Here is a 16335-nt window from a genome sequence, read left to right as displayed (position 1 = left end):
GCCCTCGCCGATGTCGCAATCCATGGCCTGGCTGATGCTGGTAATCGCAGGCCTCCTCGATGTCGGCTGGGCGATCTCGATGAAATTTGCGGAGGGCTACACGCGTGTGGGCTGGAGTATCGTCTCGCTGGTGCTGCTCGCCGCCTTTGTGTTCCTGCTCGGACGCGCCTTGAAGGTGCTCGAGGTCGGCGTCGCCTATTCCGTTTGGACCGGCATCGGCGCGGCCGGCACCTTCGTCATGGGTGTGGTGCTGTTCGGGGAGACCCTGAGCGCGATGAAGCTTGCGGGGATCGTGCTGGTGCTGACGGGGATCGCGGCGCTCAAGCTGGCCTAGAGCTCTGCGGCCATTTTCGCGAGCGTCGCGATCGTGTTCATGTTGCGCGCGGTGCCGGTCTTGGCGGCGGGGATGACCAGCTTCGACGTGCCCATGCCGTCGCCGTAATGCACGTAGATCTCGCGGTGGCCGAGGCGGACCTCCTCCTTGTTCTGGCCGCGAATGCCGGCGAGCGCATCCGCCGGCGGCGCCTTGTCGAGGAAGATCGCGACGGTGCGGTTGGGCGCGGCCTTTGGAAACGGATTATCGGCCAAGACCCGCGCCATCTCGGTGGCGCTGCGCACGAGCACGCCGACCGGCGCGCCGGCATAGGCGTGCAACCGCTTTTCGAGTGCGGTCTTGATCGCAGATTGCGACTTGCGGCTTGTGAAGACGACGTTGCCGCTTGCAATATAGGTGCGCACAGCGGCGTAGCCGAGCTCCTCGCAAATGGCCTTGAGTTCGCTCATCGGCAGTTTGCCGGTGCCGCCGACATTCACGGCACGCAGCAATGCGATGAACGCGCCCACGGAAAGCTCAGCGCACGTTGGCGAGGCGCATGTCGAGATAGGCGGTGATGGTTTCCATCAACGGCTCGAGCTTGGCGTCGAAGAAGTGGTTGGCGCCGGGGATGACCTGCTGGTCGATCACGATGCCCTTTTGCGTCTTCAGCTTCTCGACCAGCGTGTTGACGTCCTTGGGCGGCACCACCGCGTCCTTCTCGCCGTGCACGATCAGGCCAGAGGACGGGCAGGGTGCGAGGAACGAGAAGTCGTAGAGGTTGGCGGGCGGCGCGATCGAGATGAAGCCCTCGACCTCCGGGCGGCGCATCAGCAACTGCATGCCGATCCAGGCGCCGAAGGAGAAGCCGGCAACCCAGCAGGCGCGCGCTTCGGGATTGATGGTCTGCGCCCAGTCGAGCGCCGCGGCCGCGTCCGACAATTCGCCAGTGCCGTGGTCGAACGAGCCCTGGCTGCGGCCGACGCCGCGGAAATTGAACCGCAGCACGGAGAAGCCGCGATGCGCGAACGCATAGTAGCACTGGTAGATGATCTGATGATTCATCGTGCCGTGGAACTGCGGATGCGGATGCAGGACCATCGCGATCGGCGCGTTCTTCTGCTTGGCCGGATGGTAGCGGCCTTCGAGACGGCCGGCGGGGCCGGTGAAAATAACTTCAGGCATGATGATCTCTTGATTGATCCCTTGAAGACGCTCTTCAACAATCAACCGATTGTGCGGATTTCATCGGCTGCTGGGCCGATCAAGCCGCGAATGGAAGGGTGGAGCGGCGCCCTCGGATGATGCGCGAGCGGCGCGCGGCGAACTGACGCGCGCGTTCTAACATGAGGCGAGGGTCAAAAAGCAAGCATCTTGAACATCCCGCAATCGGCTCAAGACGTTAGCGTGTCATGGCCGTCATCGCGCGAAGGCGATTGGGAATCGAGATTGCCAAGTGCTGCCTGCGGGCCCATGTCGGGTACTAGTGCGGGCGAAGCAGTCCGGCTAGAATGGTAATATAATACGTCATGCCAAGCCGTGTTTATCTCGACTGGAATGCGACCACGCCGCTTCGCGCCGAGGCCCGAAGCGCGATGCTCGCAGCCTACGAGCTGGTCGGCAATCCGTCCTCGGTGCACGCCGAGGGGCGCGAGGCGCGTCGGCTTGTCGAGGAGGCACGAACCACGCTTGCGATGGCCGCGGGAGCGCTGCCGCGGAACGTCGTCTTCACCTCCTCGGGAACCGAAGCCAACGCGCTGGGGCTGTCGCCGGGGCTTCGGGGGCTGTCTGGCGGGCCTGTCGAGCGGCTCCTGGTCTCGGCGGTCGAGCATGCGTCGGTGCTGGCGGGCGGCCGGTTCCCGGCCGATAGAATCGGTCAGGTTAGGGTTACGCGCTCCGGCGTGATCGACCTCGACGATTTGAAGGCGCTGCTCGGCGACGGCCCGCCGGCGCTGGTCTCCATCATGGCGGCCAACAATGAGACGGGCGCGCTGCAGCCTATCGCCGAGGCCGCGGCAATCGTTCACGCGGCTGGCGGCCTCCTGCACGTCGATGCAATCCAGGCGTTTGGAAAAATCCCTTTCGATATCAAAGCTATCGGCGCAGACCTTGCGACCTTTTCTGCACACAAGATCGGCGGTCCCAAGGGTGTTGGCGCGCTGGTCGCGGCCGAGGGCGTGGCCGGGCTTGAGCCGTTGCTGCGGGGCGGCGGACAGGAGCTGAACCGGCGCGCCGGAACCGAGAATGTCGCCGGTATTGCCGGCTTCGGGGCAGCGGTCCGGGTCGGCCTTCAGGCTTTGACAGAGGATGCGGACCGGATGGTAAGTCTTAGAGATCGCTTGGAAAATGGCATCCGCTCCATGGCCGGCGCAACGGTCTTCTCAAGCGACGTCAGGCGGTTGCCCAATACCGTTCTTTTCACGGCTCCCGGCTTGAAAGCTGAGACCGCGGTGATCGGCTTCGACCTCGAAGGCATCGCCGTGTCTTCAGGCTCTGCCTGTTCCTCGGGCAAGGTCCAGCCATCCCACGTGTTGTCGGCCATGGGGTATGATCCGACCGTCGCCCAGGGAGCGGTGCGTCTAAGTCTGGGCTGGTCCACGGAGCCGGATGACATCAACAGGGCGTTAGAGGCTTGGCGAAAGCTCGGTAATACCCTACTTAAGGGATAGGCGATGAAACACGGCTTGAACGGTTCTAAGCGCGTGCTTCCCGCCAAGAAACATCGTAATAGTCGTCCGAGTTTGATGATCCACCGCGGTCCTTGAAACCGCGAGCGGAGGATAGAATGCCAGCCGTGCAAGAGACGGTCGAGCGCGTGAAGCGCATCGACGTCGATCAGTATCGTTATGGGTTTGAGACCCTGATCGAGTCCGACAAGGCCCCAAAGGGGCTGTCGGAAGAGACCGTCAAGTTCATCTCCGAGAAGAAGAACGAACCCGCCTGGATGCTCCAGTGGCGGCTCGAAGCCTATCGGCGCTGGCTAACCATGACCGAGCCGACCTGGGCGCGCGTCGATTATCCCAAGATCGACTTCCAGGACCTCTATTATTATTCGGCGCCGAAGCCGAAGAAGACGATCACCTCGCTCGACGAGATCGATCCAGAGATTCTGAAGACCTACGAGAAGCTCGGCATTCCCTTGCGGGAAGTCGCCATGCTCGAAGGCGTCGAGCCGAAGCCCGGCGAGGAAGATCCCACGCGTCGCAAGATCGCGGTCGATGCCGTCTTCGATTCGGTTTCGGTTGCGACCACCTTTAAGGCGGAGCTGAAGAAGGCCGGCGTGATCTTCATGCCGATCTCGGAGGCGATCCGCGAGCATCCCGAGCTGGTGCAGAAATATCTGGGATCCGTGGTGCCGACCTCGGACAATTTCTACGCGACGCTGAACTCGGCGGTGTTTTCGGACGGTTCGTTCGTCTACGTGCCGCCGGGCGTGCGCTGCCCGATGGAGCTGTCGACGTACTTCCGCATCAACGAGCGCAACACCGGCCAGTTCGAGCGCACGCTGATCATCGCCGACAAGGGCTCCTACGTCTCCTATCTCGAGGGCTGCACCGCGCCGCAGCGCGACGAGAACCAACTGCACGCAGCCGTGGTCGAGCTCGTCACACACGACGACGCCGAGATCAAATATTCGACGGTGCAGAACTGGTATCCCGGCAATTCGGAAGGCAAGGGCGGCATCTACAATTTCGTCACCAAGCGTGGCGATTGCCGCGGCAACAATTCCAAGATCTCCTGGACCCAGGTCGAGACCGGTTCGGCGATCACCTGGAAATATCCGAGCTGCATCCTGCGCGGCGACAATTCGCGTGGCGAATTCTACTCGATCGCGATCTCGAACGGCTATCAGCAGGTCGACTCGGGCACCAAGATGATCCATCTCGGCAAGAACACGTCGAGCCGCATCATCTCCAAGGGCATCGCCGCCGGCAAGTCGCAGAACACCTATCGCGGCCTCGTCACGGCGCATCGCAAGGCGACCGGCGCGCGCAACTTCACCGCCTGCGATTCGCTGTTGATCGGCGACAAATGCGGCGCGCACACCGTTCCCTACATCGAAGCCAAGAACTCGTCGGCGACGTTCGAGCACGAGGCCACCACGTCGAAGATCTCCGAGGACGTGCTGTTCTACTGCATCCAGCGCGGCCTCACGCAGGAGGAGGCGGTCGGCCTCGTGGTCAACGGCTTCGTCAAGGACGTGCTGCAGCAACTGCCGATGGAGTTCGCGGTGGAAGCGCAGAAGCTGATCTCGATCTCGCTTGAAGGATCGGTCGGCTAGCGCCGACCTCATCCTGAGGAGGCCGCGTAAGCGGCCGTCTCGAAGGATGGATACGAAAAGATTGTTGGCCTTAATCCTTCGAGACGCGCCTGCGGCGCTCCTCAGGATGAGGAGATAGATGGAAACAAGATATGGCTTTGCTCGAAGTGAAAGACCTCAAGGTTCGTGTTGAGGAACGTGAGATCCTCCACGGGCTGACGCTGACCGTGAACGAGGGCGAGATCCACGCGATCATGGGGCCGAACGGCTCCGGCAAGTCGACGCTGTCCCACGTCATCGCCGGCAAGCCGGGTTACGAGGTGACCGACGGCGAGATCCTGTTCAAGGGCGAAGATTTGCTCGCGATGGCCCCCAACGAGCGCGCCGCCAAGGGCGTGTTCCTGGCGTTCCAGTATCCGGTCGAGATCCCCGGCGTCTCCACCATGAATTTCCTGCGTACCGCGCTGAACGCGCAGCGCAAGGCGCGCGGCGAGAGCGAATATTCGACGCCCGACTTTTTGAAGAAAGTCCGCGAAGTCTCGAAGTCGCTGAACATCCCGCAGGACATGCTCAAGCGCGGCGTCAATGTCGGTTTTTCCGGCGGCGAGAAGAAGCGCAACGAGGTGCTGCAGATGGCGCTGTTTGAGCCGAGCCTGTGCATCCTCGACGAGATGGATTCCGGCCTCGACATCGACGCGTTGCGCATTGCGGCCGATGGTGTCAACGCGCTGCATTCGCCCAAGCGCGCGATGGTCGTTATCACCCACTATCAGCGGTTGCTGAACTACATCGTCCCCGACATCGTGCACGTGATGTCGAAGGGCCGTGTCGTGAAGAGCGGCGGCAAGGAACTGGCGCTGGAACTGGAAGCGTCCGGCTACGCCCAGTTCGAGGACGCAGCGTAAGGAATTTTGCGATGAACGTTGCTGTGGCAAAGACCGGAAATGGCCGCGCGGTGAGCGATCTCTTCGCCAGCGCCGCAGGCCGTCTGCCGGGTTCGCCTTCCGTGATCGCGGTGCGTCGCGAGGCGTTCGAGACCTATGAGCGTCTCGGCCTGCCGCACCGCCGGATCGAGGAATGGAAATACACCGATCTGCGCGCGCTGGTCGGCGAGGTGCTGCCGCTGGCGGCTGCACCCGATGCGGCTGCGTTGAAGCGTGCCGCGGACGCCGTGAAGGCGCATGCGATCGCGGGCGCCCGCAAGCTGGTGCTGGTCGACGGCGTGTTCGCGGCCGATTTGTCGGACCTGAAGGCGCTTGGCTCCGAGGTGAGCGTCAAGACGTTGCGTGAGGTGCTGGAGAACAAGGCCAATCCCGCCGCCGCCGATCTCCTGCAGACCATTTCAAGCGACGCCGTGATCTCGCTCAATGCGGCGATGGCGACCGACGGCGTGGTGATCTCGGTCGCTGATGGCGCGCAGCCGTCCGCCCCGGTCCAACTTATTCATGTCGCGACCGCATCTTCGGCCTCGTCGTTCACGCGCTCGCATCTGCGTATCGGCAAGGGCGCCCGGGCGACGATCATCGAAAGCTTCGTCGCGGCTGGAAAGACGAGCGCCTATCAAGTCAACGATGCCGTCATCCTCGCGGTCGGCGACAACGCAGACGTCGCGCATATCCGCCTGATGGACGATTCGCCGGATGCGGTGAACATCACCTCGCAGTTCGTCACGGTCGGTGCGAATACGAAGCTCAATTTCTTCAACATGACCACCGGTGCTGCGGTCAGCCGCCTGCAAGGCTTCATCACGCTGGCGGGCGAGGGCAGCGAGCTCTCCGTCAACGGCGTGAACCTGTTGCAGAAGACCGAACATGGCGACACCACCTTGGTGGTCGACCATGCCGTGCCGAACTGCGTGAGCCGCGAGGTTTTCCGCGCCGTGATCGACGACCGCGCCCATTCGGTGTTTCAGGGCCGCATCATCGTTCGTCCCGACGCACAGAAGACCGACGGCAAGATGATGATCCGCGCGCTGCTGCTCTCGGACGAAGCGGAAGCCGACAACAAGCCCGAGCTCGAGATTTTCGCTGACGACGTCTCCTGCGGTCACGGCGCCACCGCCGGTGCGCTCGACGACAGTCTGCTGTTCTATCTGAAGGCGCGCGGCTTGCCGGAGAAGCAGGCCCAGGCGCTGCTGATCCAGGCTTTCGTCGGCGAGGCGATCGAGCAGATCGCCGACGATGATCTGCGCGAGCACGTGATCGGCATTGCCGAGCGCTGGCTGGAGCGGCGCCAATGAGCATGCATCCGGCAGTCAAGAACGGCTCTTACGACGTTGCGCGCGTGCGCCAGGATTTTCCGGCGCTGGCCATGCAGATCTATGGTAAGCCGCTGGTCTATCTCGATAACGCGGCTTCTGCACAGAAGCCGAGCGCCGTGCTCGATCGCATGACGCAGGCCTATACCTCCGAATACGCCAACGTGCATCGCGGCCTGCATTACCTGGCCAATGCCGCGACCGAAGCCTATGAGGGCGGTCGCACCAAGGTGGCGCAGTTCATCAACGCGCCGCGGACCGAGGAAGTGATCTTCACCCGCAACGCGACCGAGGCGATCAATCTCGTCGCCTCGTCCTGGGGCGAGCCGAACATCAAAGAAGGCGACGAGATCGTCATCTCGATCATGGAGCACCACTCCAACATCGTGCCCTGGCATTTCCTCAGGGAACGCCACGGTGCCGTGATCAAATGGGCGCCGGTCGACGACGAGGGCAATTTCCTCATCGACGAATTCGAAAAGCTGCTGACGTCGAAGACTAAGCTGGTCGCGATCACGCAGATGTCGAACGCGCTCGGCACCATCGTCCCGGTCAAGGACGTCGTGAAGATCGCCCACGCCCGCGGCATTCCCGTGCTGGTCGACGGCAGCCAGGGCGCGGTGCATATCCCAGTCGACGTCCAGGACCTCGGCTGCGACTTCTACGTCTTCACCGGCCACAAGGTCTACGGTCCGACCGGCATCGGCGTGCTCTGGGCCAAGTACGACCACCTGGTCGCGATGCGTCCGTTCAACGGCGGCGGCGAGATGATCCGCGAAGTCTCGCGCGACATCGTCACCTATGGGGATCCCCCGCACAAATTCGAGGCCGGCACGCCGGCGATTGTCGAGGCCGTCGGGCTTGGCGCCGCCATCGACTACGTCAATTCGATCGGCAAGGAGCGTATCGCCGCGCACGAGCACGATCTCGTCACCTACGCCCAGGACAAGCTGCGCGAGATCAACTCGCTGCGGCTGATCGGCACGGCACGGGGCAAGGGCCCGGTGATCTCTTTTGAGCTCAACGGCGCCCACGCCCATGACGTCGCCACCGTGATCGACCGCCAGGGCATCGCGGTGCGCGCCGGCACCCATTGCGTGATGCCGCTTTTAGAGCGGTTCAACGTCACGGCCACATGCCGGGCGTCGTTCGGCATGTATAATACGCGAGAAGAAGTCGATCATCTGGCACAGGCGCTGTTGAAGGCGCGGGATTTGTTCGCATGAGTGACACGGCCGAAATCAAAGCCAATCCGATGGAAACCCAGTCGGCGCTGCCGCCTGAGGAGACCGAGCGTCTCACCACCGAGATCATCGCCGGGCTGAAGACCGTGTTCGACCCGGAAATCCCGGCTGACATCTACGAGCTCGGCCTGATCTACAAGGTCGAGATCAAGGACGATCGCTCGGTCGACGTGCAAATGACGCTGACGACGCCGAACTGCCCGGCTGCCGGCGAGCTGCCGACCATGGTCGAGAACGCGGTCGCCAGCGTTCCCGGCGTCGGCGTGGTCGACGTCAAGGTGGTCTGGGAGCCGGCCTGGACGCCGGAACGCATGAGCGACGAGGCCCGCCTCGTGCTCAACATGTGGTGACGCGTAACCCTGGCTTTAGATACTCGTTAGATCCTTGGCATTGAATTCGCTCGGCAACGGACCACATCATTGACATGACACAGATATCGTCGGGCTCGACACCAGCATCCACTCCGAAACCGCGGCGGCCGCGCCCACAAGTGATGCGGCTGACGGATGCTGCTGCCCAGCGCATCAACGAGCTGACCCAGCGCGCCGATTCCGAGATTGTGGGCCTGCGCGTCGGCGTCAAGAACGGCGGCTGCGCCGGCCAGTCCTACACGGTCGAATACGCCCATGATGTTCGCCCGACCGACGAGGTCGTCGAGGACAAGGGCGTCAAGATCCTGGTCGATCCGAAGGCCGTGCTGTTCCTGCTCGGTACCGAGATGGACTACAAGGCCGACAAGATGCAGGCCCAGTTCGTCTTCAACAACCCCAACCAGATCTCCGCCTGCGGCTGCGGCGAGTCGGTCGAGCTGCGCCCGGCGCAGATCGACGGGTAGTTTTTCCGTCATTGCGAGGAGCACTTGCGACGAAGCAATCCAGGCTGTCTCCGCGTCGACAGCCTGGATTGCTTCGCTTCGCTCGCAATGACGGCGGTGGTATGAACGCTGGGCTGCTCGCCCCGGGAAGCCTGCCATGAACCGCGAATTCCTGATCGACCTGTTCGCCGATTTCGGCCCCGTCGCCATCCGAAAAATGTTCTCCGGCTACGGCATCTCCGCCGACGGCGTCAATTTCGCGCTGGCCTTGCGCGCCGGCCTGTTTTTCCGCGCCGACGAGGTGACCATCCCGGATTTTGAAGCGGAAGGCTCGAAGCCGTTCCAATACGCGACCCGCGCCAAGACCGTGGTGGTGAACTCCTATTGGGAGCTGCCGGCTCGGCTGTTCGACGATTCCGAGGAGCTTTCGCAATGGGCGAGGGCCGCGCTCGCCGCCGCCCAGCGCGCCAAGGTGAAGAAGCGGCCCAAGCTCAAGAAGGCGGCGAAGAATCAAGCAGCCAAGAAGGCGGTTCGTAGGGTGGGCAAAGCGAAGCGTGCCCACCGCTAAGGTCGCGGAGCGGAAGATGGTGGGCACAGCGCTGTGCGCCTTTGCCCACCCTACGCGACTTCACTCCACGGCCTTGGTCAGGCCAACCCTCATGTCTTTGGCGATGTAAACGCAGACACCGTCAGCCAGCACGCTGCCGTCGGCAAATCCCAGGACCAGCCTGCCGCGCCTCACCTGGCGCATGACGACCTCGTAGCGCACGCATCGTGTGTCCGGTGTGATGGAGCCCGTGAACTCCACCTCGCCGACGCCGATGGCGCGGCCTTTGCCCGGGGAGCCCGACCATCCCAGCCAATAGCCGACCATCTGCCACATGGCATCCAGCCCCAGAGAGGCCGGCATCGTGGCATCGCCGCGATAGTGGCAATCGAAGAACCAATGGCCCGGCGCGATGTCGAACTCGCCGACGATATGGCCCTTGCCGAACTCGCCGCCGTCCAGGCTGATCTCCGTGATGCGATCCATCATCAGCATCGGCGGCGCCGGTAATTGCGCATTGCCCGGGCCGAAATAGCCGCCCTCGCTCGATCTCAGCAGCTCATCCCTCGTGTAGGACGGTTGCGGCGTGTGAAAATCATGCGGGTTGGGCAAGACGACAAGTCCTCCGGATGCTCGCGGGCGGACCCCTCAAGGCGGCGAGAGAGATGTCGTTTGTCCGGTCAGAATGTCAAGCGCGGGTGGCGGTGCGTGGCTTCGGCGTCACGCCACCCGGTTGTGTGTCTCGACTGCGAATTCCGGATCGGCCTCGCAGATCACGCGGTTGCGGCCGTTGCGTTTGGCGGCGTAGAGGCAGGCATCCGCGCGTTCGATCAGCGCATCGGTGTCGTCGCCCGGCTTGAGCATGGAGACGCCGACCGAGATGGTGACGCGGCCGAGGATTTCGCCGGTGGACTTCTTTTTCAATTCCTTGGCCATCACCGCGCGGCGGATGTGATCGGCCACCGTGAGGGCCTGGCGCAGCGCGGTGTTGGGCAGCACGACCGCGAATTCCTCGCCGCCATAGCGGGCGGTGATGTCCTGGCCCTTGATGGTCTGCTTCAGCGACAGGCCGACCAGCCGCAGCACCTGGTCGCCGGTGAGATGACCGTAGGAATCGTTGAACGACTTGAAATGATCGATGTCGACCAGCAGCAGCGACAGCGGCTCACCGGAGGCGAGCGCGCCTTCCACGGCCATGTCGATCATGCGATCGAAATATTTGCGGTTGCCGAGCCCCGTCAGCGGATCGGTGAGGCTCTCTGCGCGGATCGCCTCCAGGCTCTGCTGGAGGTTGCTGATCTCGCTCTTCGACAGCGTCAGCCGGTCTTCCAGCGCCTTGTTGGTCTCGCGCATCTCGCGGGTCGAATGCAGCAGCGTCTCGACGATCGACTTGAGCTGCTCGCGGCTCTTGGCCGATGACAGCTTTTCGGTCGCGCCCGACAGGCTGGCATCGTAGGAGCCGGTCATCCCGAGCGCGTCGCCGAGGACCTTCATCACGTCGTCGATCTCGCCGATGACGCGCGCGCCGACCTTGTCGATGCGGTCGGTAGTCTTGATGTGGGAGAGGTAGGTCTCGTAGATCTGATCGAGATCGGCTTCGGTGAGATTGCCGCTCCGCGCCAGCGTCTCGTTGATGATCTTGTTGAGTGGAGCGTTGTAGCCGGTGGCGTAGACGTACCAGATCTCGTAATTGCGGGGAATTGCCGTCTGCCGTAGCGATCGGATCTGACCGAGCGCTACCTCGGCGAACGCCATCGTGCGTTCGTGTTCGTCGAGCACCTTGACCACGGAACATACCCCACAGCGATCAGCGTGCCGGCGACCGCAGCAATACTTAAATTATGTTCGTAGGCTAACGGACGATCGTGAACGCCCCGTAAATATACGTCCACGAATGCATCCGAAAAAGTGCGCGCCAGCTTGGTTTCAACCAAAGCCGGGCGCGTATCGTGCTTCAGGCGCCGGCGGGGGAGCGAACCGGACGCAGCAGAAATGCCGGCAGATGCGAGTGGTCGCCCGGCTCGCTGTCGGCCTCGCGTTGGCGGCGCGGCTCGGGACGGCCGATCGACGGCACATGCGACGGATTGGCCTGCTGGCGCGCACCGTCACGCGGCTCGGATGCTGGCCTGGCTTCGCGCGGAGGTCTTGCCTCACGCGAAGGTCTGGCTTCACGCGAAGGTCTTGCTTCACGCGAAGGTCTTGCCTCGCGCGCGGGCTTTGCTTCGGAAGCGGGCCTTGCCTCGGGAACGGACCGTGCTTCGGCAGAAGGCTGTGCCTCGCCACGTGGTTCGCGCGGCTCATGGCTGCGTTCACGATCGCGACCGCGCTGCGGCTTGCCGCGTCCGCCGCGTGAACGTTCACGGCCGCGCTGCTCGCGCGGACGCTCGCTCGCATCGGATGCATCGGTGCGGACTTCGAAATCGCCTTCGGCGCGCGGAATGCTCTGGCCGATCAGCTTCTCGATCGCCACCATCGACTTCTGGTCGAGCGGCGTAACGAGCGAGATCGCCATGCCGGACCGGCCTGCGCGACCGGTGCGGCCGACGCGATGGACATAGTCGTCGGGATGGTGGGGAACGTCGAAATTGAAGACGTGGCTGACCTCGGGGATGTCGAGGCCGCGGGCGGCGACGTCGGACGCGACCAGGAGGGGCAGCTCGCCCTTGCGGAACTGCTCGAGTGCCGCCGTGCGGGCCGACTGGTCCATGTCGCCATGAAGCGCACCGACGCTGAAGCCGTGCTTTTGCAGCGATTTGTGAACGACGGCGACGTCGCGTTTGCGATTGCAGAAGATGATCGCGTTCTGGAGATCCTTGGCCTCGCGCAGCAGTCGGCGAAGCAGCTCGCGCTTCTCGTGCGCCTCGCGCCCGGCCGGGACCTGGCACTGCGTAACGGTGACAGCGGTCGTGGCGGGCTTCGATACCTCGACCTTCTGCGGATTGTGCAGGAAGGTTTCGGTGATGCGCCGGATCTCCGGCGGCATGGTCGCGGTGAAGAACAGGGTCTGCCGCGTGAACGGGACGAGCTTGCAGACGCGCTCGATGTCGGGAATGAAGCCCATGTCCAGCATGCGGTCGGCTTCGTCGATGACGAGCAGCTCGACGCCGGTGAGCAGCAGGCCGCCGCGCTCCGTGTGGTCGAGCAGGCGGCCGGGAGTTGCGATCAGCACGTCGACGCCGCGCGTCAGCTTGGCATCCTGGTCGCCGAAGGAAACGCCGCCGATCAGGAGGGCGACGTTGAGTTTCTGGCCCGCGCCGTAGCGGTCGAAGTTTTCCTTCACCTGCGCCGCGAGTTCGCGGGTCGGCTCGAGGATCAGGGTGCGCGGCATGCGCGCCCGGGCGCGGCCCTTTTCGAGAATGGTGAGCATCGGCAGCACGAAGGCCGCGGTCTTGCCGGTGCCGGTCTGGGCGATGCCGAGCACGTCCTTGCGAGCGAGGACGTGAGGGATCGCCTGTTCCTGAATGGGGGTGGGGGTGGTGTAACCGGTGGCCGCCACTGCGGCGAGGACTTTTTCGGATAGTCCGAGATGGGTAAAAGACATTGAGCCTCTGGTCGAAACCGCCGTTCGGAATCGAGGGTAATAAGGCTGTCGCGTTCCACCCCGAAACGGCGCGCTCTCAAAGAAGCTGGGGGTGCTGACTCACGCGAACAAAGCGCCAGGCTCAGGAATCGCTCTTCGATCTGAGCCGCGTCGCCACGGAACATAGGCGGGAATCGGCCAAAGTCAATGGAGCAGGCGCGGGAAGGCCCTAAAAAACCTGAGGTTTTCGCCCAAATAGCGGGCGAGGCTGCGGTTTTCCGCCCAATCCGGCGATCGGCCGGAGCTGTCCAAACGTCGGCTAACGCCCTTCCGAACCTTGGGCCCGGAAGTCGCCGGGGGCCATCCCGTAGGCGGCGTTGAAGACCCGGTAATAGGTCGCGAGGCTGTCGAAGCCGCAGGAGGTCGCGATGTCGGCGATCAACCGGTCCGGGGCTTCGCGCATCAAGCGGCGGCTCCGGTTCAGGCGTTCCTCCGTCACGGTTTGCGAGAAACTCTTGGCCGCGCTTTCGAACAGCATGTGCAGGTGACGCACGGAGATGCCGAGCAGGTCGGCCACCATGGTCGGCGCCAGATTTGGGTCTTGCAGGTGGCGCGCGATCAGGCGCCGTGCGTGCGAGAGCCGGGCGGTCCGCAGCGCGGCCTGCCCGAGGCGGCCGCTGGACCGCAGGATGCCGCGCTCGATCAACGCCAGATGGGCTAAAGCCTGGACGAGGGAAGCGGCATCGGCGGCGCCGTCGTCACCTGCGGCAACCGCACCGAGATCGGCGAAGCAGGCGCCAAGCAGGGGCGCCAGGGTGGAATCGTCGAACGTCCGGGGCGCAAGCTCGCGCATGCGCTTGTCCTGCGTGGAGAGGCCGATCACGGGAATCTTCAGGATCCGCAGGTGGAAGCCTCCTGCGCCCATCGGCGTGGTGCGATAGGGCAAGTCGGTGTGGCTGGTGGCGAAGCTGCCATTGGCGATCGTGAAGTCGCTGCCGCCCATGCCGCCGAACCAGCCGCCGCTGCCGAGCTGCTGATAGACGCAGATGCTGTCGCCCGGCGCGTGAGCGATGTCGGTCAGGCTGCGCTCGACCGTGTAGTGCGAGGCCTTCAGTTCGACGAGGCCGGCTCCGCCAAGCTGGCGCAGCGAGAATTCGCCGAAGAAGTCCGCGCGGCGTTCGCGCTCGAGTTCGGCGGTGACGCCGAACAGGCCCCTGGCGCGCACCTCGCGCCAAAAGTCGAAGCGGTCGTGCGGCTCGACCTCGTCGGTGCACCAGCGATACACGGCGGTCCCTCGCTTCCAGCGGAATTGCCCACAAGAATTGATTGAGAAAAAGCAGATTCCAGCGGGATCTGCCATAGGCTAGACGACAGAACCTGAGTCCTCAGGGCTGTTGAACCAGCGCTATGGCTGGGCCGACTATCACATCAACGACGCGGTTCCCATGAACCGCTGTTCGAAGGAACCGGCGTGGGCCGTTCTTGAGGGATTTTCGATGACGCGTCGGCTTTTCAGAGTACTGGCAGCGCTTGGCCTCGCGGCCGGCCTCAGCGGTTTCGCGCTTCCCGCCTGTGCCGAGAAGCGCGTTGCGCTCGTCGTCGGCAACAACGACTACAGGAACGTTCCGAAGCTGCTCAAGGCGGTCAACGACGCCCGCACCATGGGCGATACGCTAAAGCAGCTCGGCTTCTCGGTGATGGTCGCCGAAAACCAGAGCCGGCAGCAATTTTCGGAGACGCTGCTCGCGTTCGATCGGACGATCGAGCCCGGCGACACCGCGTTCTTCTTCTATGCCGGCCACGGCTTCGAAATCGCAGGCCAGAACTACCTGCTGCCGACGGACGTGCCGGCGGCCACGGAAGGGCAGGAAGAGCTGGTGCGTGACGCCTCCATCCTGGCCGATCGCATCGTCGAGCGCCTCCAGAACAAGAAGGCGCGAACCTCGATCCTGGTGTTCGACGCCTGCCGCAACAACCCGTTCGAGCGCAAGGGTACCCGCGCCGTCTCCGGTGGTGGCGGGCTTGCCCCGATGGTACAGCTGCCCGAAGGCGTGTTCTCGGTCTTCTCGGCGGGCCCGCGCCAGACCGCGCTCGACCGCCTCTCCAACGACGACGCCAACCCCAATTCGGTGTTCACGCGCACCTTCGCCAAGGAGCTGCTCCAGCCCGGCGAGAACCTGGTGCAAGTGGCGCAGCGTACGCGACGTCTCGTCAGCGAGATGGCCGACACCGTCAAGCACAGGCAAGTGCCGGTCTATTTCGATCAGATGGTCGACGACGTCTTCCTCAGCGGCATCGCCAAGGATGCCGCCGCGCGCCCGGCCGATCCACCGGCGCAGAAGCTCGCGGCGCTGCCACCGGTGTCGGTGCCGCGCGTGCCGAAGGAGGAGACCACCAACGCGCCGATCGCGAGCTTCTCGCGCCACAATGGCGGCTGGAGCGTGGTGTTCTCCTTTGCCGATCCGACCCTCGGCGTTTCCTGGCGCATGGCCGGCAATGGCGACTTCCGCGAAACCGGCTTCATCGATACGCTCGACCCGCGCACGCGCAAGAGAATGCCGAACCCGTCGATCGAATTGCCGCCGGACGCGCAAGCCGGCACCATCGAGGTCCGCTATGTCGACCAGTCCGGTGACATGCAGGGCCCGTTCCCGATCAGGTTCGATCCCGAAGCCGCGCTGATCCGCGACCAGCGCAAGATCCTCGACATGACCGCGACGAGCTGGCTGTCATTCCGCGAGTTCAACGGGCTGCTGGTCTACTACACGCACCTCGTGTCCTACCGCTGCGCCATCCGCGAGGTGCGCATCGGCATCGACACCGCCGTTCCGAACCAGGTCTTGAAGATGCCGGGCTGCGACATGCGCGATCCCAGCGCGATCAGCGCCGGCATGCCGCTCTACATGAAGCTCGCGCCGGCAACGCAGTTCATCTCGGTGGAGCTGACCTATCGCGACGGCAGCGTGTCGGAGATCAAGAGCTTCCGCAGCGCGAACCGCAGCAACAATTGAGGTGTCGAGCAGGACGCGTCCGCCGTAGCTATTCGCGGCGCTTCCTGATGAAGCGCTTGACGGCCTCGATCAAGGGCGGAGTCGGCAAGAAGAACGCGCCCATCGCGATCGAGATGATGACGCGGCGCAGCAGGAACTTCTCCTACTCCTCGTACGGATAACCGTTCTGTTCGATGCGCGCCGGCGCAAGCGGCGGCCTGCGCGGTGCGATCATGATCAAGACGAAAAGTACGTTGATCAGGATCCAGACGCCGAGCAGTATGAGGATTGTCTGCACTGCAATTTCCTGAATGAGTCGGAATTGGCGGCGAGGCTAACGGCCATTCACAATCGCGGCAAATGAATCTTGCTTGTTGCACTGCACAGAA

At 63.7% G+C, this 16335-nt stretch carries 17 protein-coding genes; 10 read left to right on the top strand and 7 right to left on the bottom strand.

Features of this window, described 5'->3' with window-relative positions:
* Positions 1-10: 10 nt before the first annotated feature.
* Complete coding sequence (locus tag AC0L3K_RS08635; RefSeq protein ID WP_473365764.1) at positions 11-334, top strand: DMT family transporter; 324 nt, start codon at positions 11-13, stop codon at positions 332-334.
* On the opposite strand, the gene AC0L3K_RS08630 is transcribed toward AC0L3K_RS08635, so the two are convergent.
* Positions 331-843 (bottom strand): DUF1697 domain-containing protein, encoded by a 513-nt coding sequence (locus AC0L3K_RS08630; protein WP_007591564.1) that lies wholly within the window; start codon positions 841-843, stop codon positions 331-333. The two genes, AC0L3K_RS08635 and AC0L3K_RS08630, sit on opposite strands and share 4 nt — an antisense overlap.
* A 7-nt stretch (positions 844-850) precedes the next feature.
* Positions 851-1498, bottom strand: a complete 648-nt coding sequence (locus AC0L3K_RS08625) for an alpha/beta hydrolase (protein ID WP_007591562.1) — start codon at positions 1496-1498, stop codon at positions 851-853.
* Between the two features lie 344 nt (positions 1499-1842).
* Between AC0L3K_RS08625 and AC0L3K_RS08620 the strand changes: the two genes are divergently transcribed.
* The 8 genes from AC0L3K_RS08620 to AC0L3K_RS08585 all read left to right on the top strand — a co-directional run bounded on the left by AC0L3K_RS08620 (position 1843) and on the right by AC0L3K_RS08585 (position 9457).
* Positions 1843-2982: a cysteine desulfurase family protein gene (locus tag AC0L3K_RS08620; protein WP_473365763.1), complete on the top strand. Its 1140-nt coding sequence runs from the start codon at positions 1843-1845 to the stop codon at positions 2980-2982.
* A 116-nt stretch (positions 2983-3098) separates the two neighbouring features.
* Positions 3099-4595 carry a Fe-S cluster assembly protein SufB gene (gene sufB / locus AC0L3K_RS08615; RefSeq protein WP_007591558.1) on the top strand — a complete coding sequence of 499 codons (1497 nt, stop codon included), beginning with the start codon at positions 3099-3101 and terminating at the stop codon, positions 4593-4595.
* A 131-nt stretch (positions 4596-4726) separates the two neighbouring features.
* The gene (gene sufC, locus AC0L3K_RS08610; protein WP_007591556.1) at positions 4727-5479 is read left to right on the top strand and encodes a Fe-S cluster assembly ATPase SufC; all 753 of its coding nucleotides are present in this window, start codon (positions 4727-4729) and stop codon (positions 5477-5479) included.
* An 11-nt stretch (positions 5480-5490) separates the two neighbouring features.
* Entirely contained in the window at positions 5491-6813 is a 1323-nt protein-coding gene (gene sufD, locus AC0L3K_RS08605) for a Fe-S cluster assembly protein SufD (protein ID WP_473365762.1), read from the top strand.
* Positions 6810-8057, top strand: a complete 1248-nt coding sequence (locus AC0L3K_RS08600) for a cysteine desulfurase (protein WP_473365761.1) — start codon at positions 6810-6812, stop codon at positions 8055-8057. The genes sufD and AC0L3K_RS08600 overlap by 4 nt, the downstream gene beginning before the upstream one ends.
* A complete protein-coding gene (locus tag AC0L3K_RS08595) occupies positions 8054-8425 on the top strand; it encodes an SUF system Fe-S cluster assembly protein (protein ID WP_007591551.1) in 372 nt (123 codons plus the stop codon). Before AC0L3K_RS08600 ends, AC0L3K_RS08595 begins: the two co-directional genes overlap by 4 nt.
* A gap of 74 nt (positions 8426-8499) precedes the next feature.
* The gene (locus AC0L3K_RS08590; RefSeq protein ID WP_081747958.1) at positions 8500-8910 is read left to right on the top strand and encodes a HesB/IscA family protein; all 411 of its coding nucleotides are present in this window, start codon (positions 8500-8502) and stop codon (positions 8908-8910) included.
* A gap of 136 nt (positions 8911-9046) precedes the next feature.
* Positions 9047-9457, top strand: coding sequence for a TfoX/Sxy family protein (locus AC0L3K_RS08585; protein ID WP_219682617.1), 411 nt, complete (start codon positions 9047-9049; stop codon positions 9455-9457).
* Between the two features lie 60 nt (positions 9458-9517).
* On the opposite strand, the gene fabA is transcribed toward AC0L3K_RS08585, so the two are convergent.
* The 4 genes from fabA to AC0L3K_RS08565 all read right to left on the bottom strand — a co-directional run bounded on the left by fabA (position 9518) and on the right by AC0L3K_RS08565 (position 14241).
* A complete protein-coding gene (fabA, locus tag AC0L3K_RS08580) occupies positions 9518-10048 on the bottom strand; it encodes a bifunctional 3-hydroxydecanoyl-ACP dehydratase/trans-2-decenoyl-ACP isomerase (protein WP_473365760.1) in 531 nt (176 codons plus the stop codon).
* Between the two features lie 108 nt (positions 10049-10156).
* A complete protein-coding gene (locus AC0L3K_RS08575) occupies positions 10157-11224 on the bottom strand; it encodes a GGDEF domain-containing protein (RefSeq protein WP_219682618.1) in 1068 nt (355 codons plus the stop codon).
* A 166-nt stretch (positions 11225-11390) separates the two neighbouring features.
* Entirely contained in the window at positions 11391-12977 is a 1587-nt protein-coding gene (locus AC0L3K_RS08570) for a DEAD/DEAH box helicase (protein WP_007591547.1), read from the bottom strand.
* 298 nt (positions 12978-13275) lie between these two features.
* The gene (locus AC0L3K_RS08565; protein ID WP_473365759.1) at positions 13276-14241 is read right to left on the bottom strand and encodes a helix-turn-helix transcriptional regulator; all 966 of its coding nucleotides are present in this window, start codon (positions 14239-14241) and stop codon (positions 13276-13278) included.
* A gap of 211 nt (positions 14242-14452) precedes the next feature.
* On the opposite strand from AC0L3K_RS08565, the gene AC0L3K_RS08560 reads away from it, so the two are divergent.
* Positions 14453-15967 (top strand): caspase family protein, encoded by a 1515-nt coding sequence (locus tag AC0L3K_RS08560; protein ID WP_219680313.1) that lies wholly within the window; start codon positions 14453-14455, stop codon positions 15965-15967.
* Positions 15968-16109: 142 nt separating this feature from the next.
* Here the strand turns inward: AC0L3K_RS08560 and AC0L3K_RS08555 are convergent, their stop codons facing one another.
* Positions 16110-16244, bottom strand: a complete 135-nt coding sequence (locus tag AC0L3K_RS08555; RefSeq protein ID WP_473365758.1) for a hypothetical protein — start codon at positions 16242-16244, stop codon at positions 16110-16112.
* Positions 16245-16335: the final 91 nt, after the last annotated feature.

The sequence above is a fragment of the Bradyrhizobium sp. MI1.10 genome, assembly GCF_055811035.1.
This window is presented reverse-complemented; position numbering and strand designations above follow the sequence as displayed.

What these genes read in the sequence shown, in the direction of transcription:
- AC0L3K_RS08635 (WP_473365764.1), top strand. Translation starts at nt 11, where the DNA reads ATGTCGCAATCCATGGCCTGGCTGATGCTGGTAATCGCAGGCCTCCTC.
- AC0L3K_RS08625 (WP_007591562.1), bottom strand. Translation starts at nt 1,498, where the DNA reads ATGCCTGAAGTTATTTTCACCGGCCCCGCCGGCCGTCTCGAAGGCCGC.
- AC0L3K_RS08620 (WP_473365763.1), top strand. Translation starts at nt 1,843, where the DNA reads ATGCCAAGCCGTGTTTATCTCGACTGGAATGCGACCACGCCGCTTCGC.
- sufB (WP_007591558.1), top strand. Translation starts at nt 3,099, where the DNA reads ATGCCAGCCGTGCAAGAGACGGTCGAGCGCGTGAAGCGCATCGACGTC.
- sufC (WP_007591556.1), top strand. Translation starts at nt 4,727, where the DNA reads ATGGCTTTGCTCGAAGTGAAAGACCTCAAGGTTCGTGTTGAGGAACGT.
- sufD (WP_473365762.1), top strand. Translation starts at nt 5,491, where the DNA reads ATGAACGTTGCTGTGGCAAAGACCGGAAATGGCCGCGCGGTGAGCGAT.
- AC0L3K_RS08600 (WP_473365761.1), top strand. Translation starts at nt 6,810, where the DNA reads ATGAGCATGCATCCGGCAGTCAAGAACGGCTCTTACGACGTTGCGCGC.
- AC0L3K_RS08595 (WP_007591551.1), top strand. Translation starts at nt 8,054, where the DNA reads ATGAGTGACACGGCCGAAATCAAAGCCAATCCGATGGAAACCCAGTCG.
- AC0L3K_RS08590 (WP_081747958.1), top strand. Translation starts at nt 8,500, where the DNA reads ATGACACAGATATCGTCGGGCTCGACACCAGCATCCACTCCGAAACCG.
- AC0L3K_RS08585 (WP_219682617.1), top strand. Translation starts at nt 9,047, where the DNA reads ATGAACCGCGAATTCCTGATCGACCTGTTCGCCGATTTCGGCCCCGTC.
- AC0L3K_RS08570 (WP_007591547.1), bottom strand. Translation starts at nt 12,977, where the DNA reads ATGTCTTTTACCCATCTCGGACTATCCGAAAAAGTCCTCGCCGCAGTG.
- AC0L3K_RS08560 (WP_219680313.1), top strand. Translation starts at nt 14,453, where the DNA reads ATGACGCGTCGGCTTTTCAGAGTACTGGCAGCGCTTGGCCTCGCGGCC.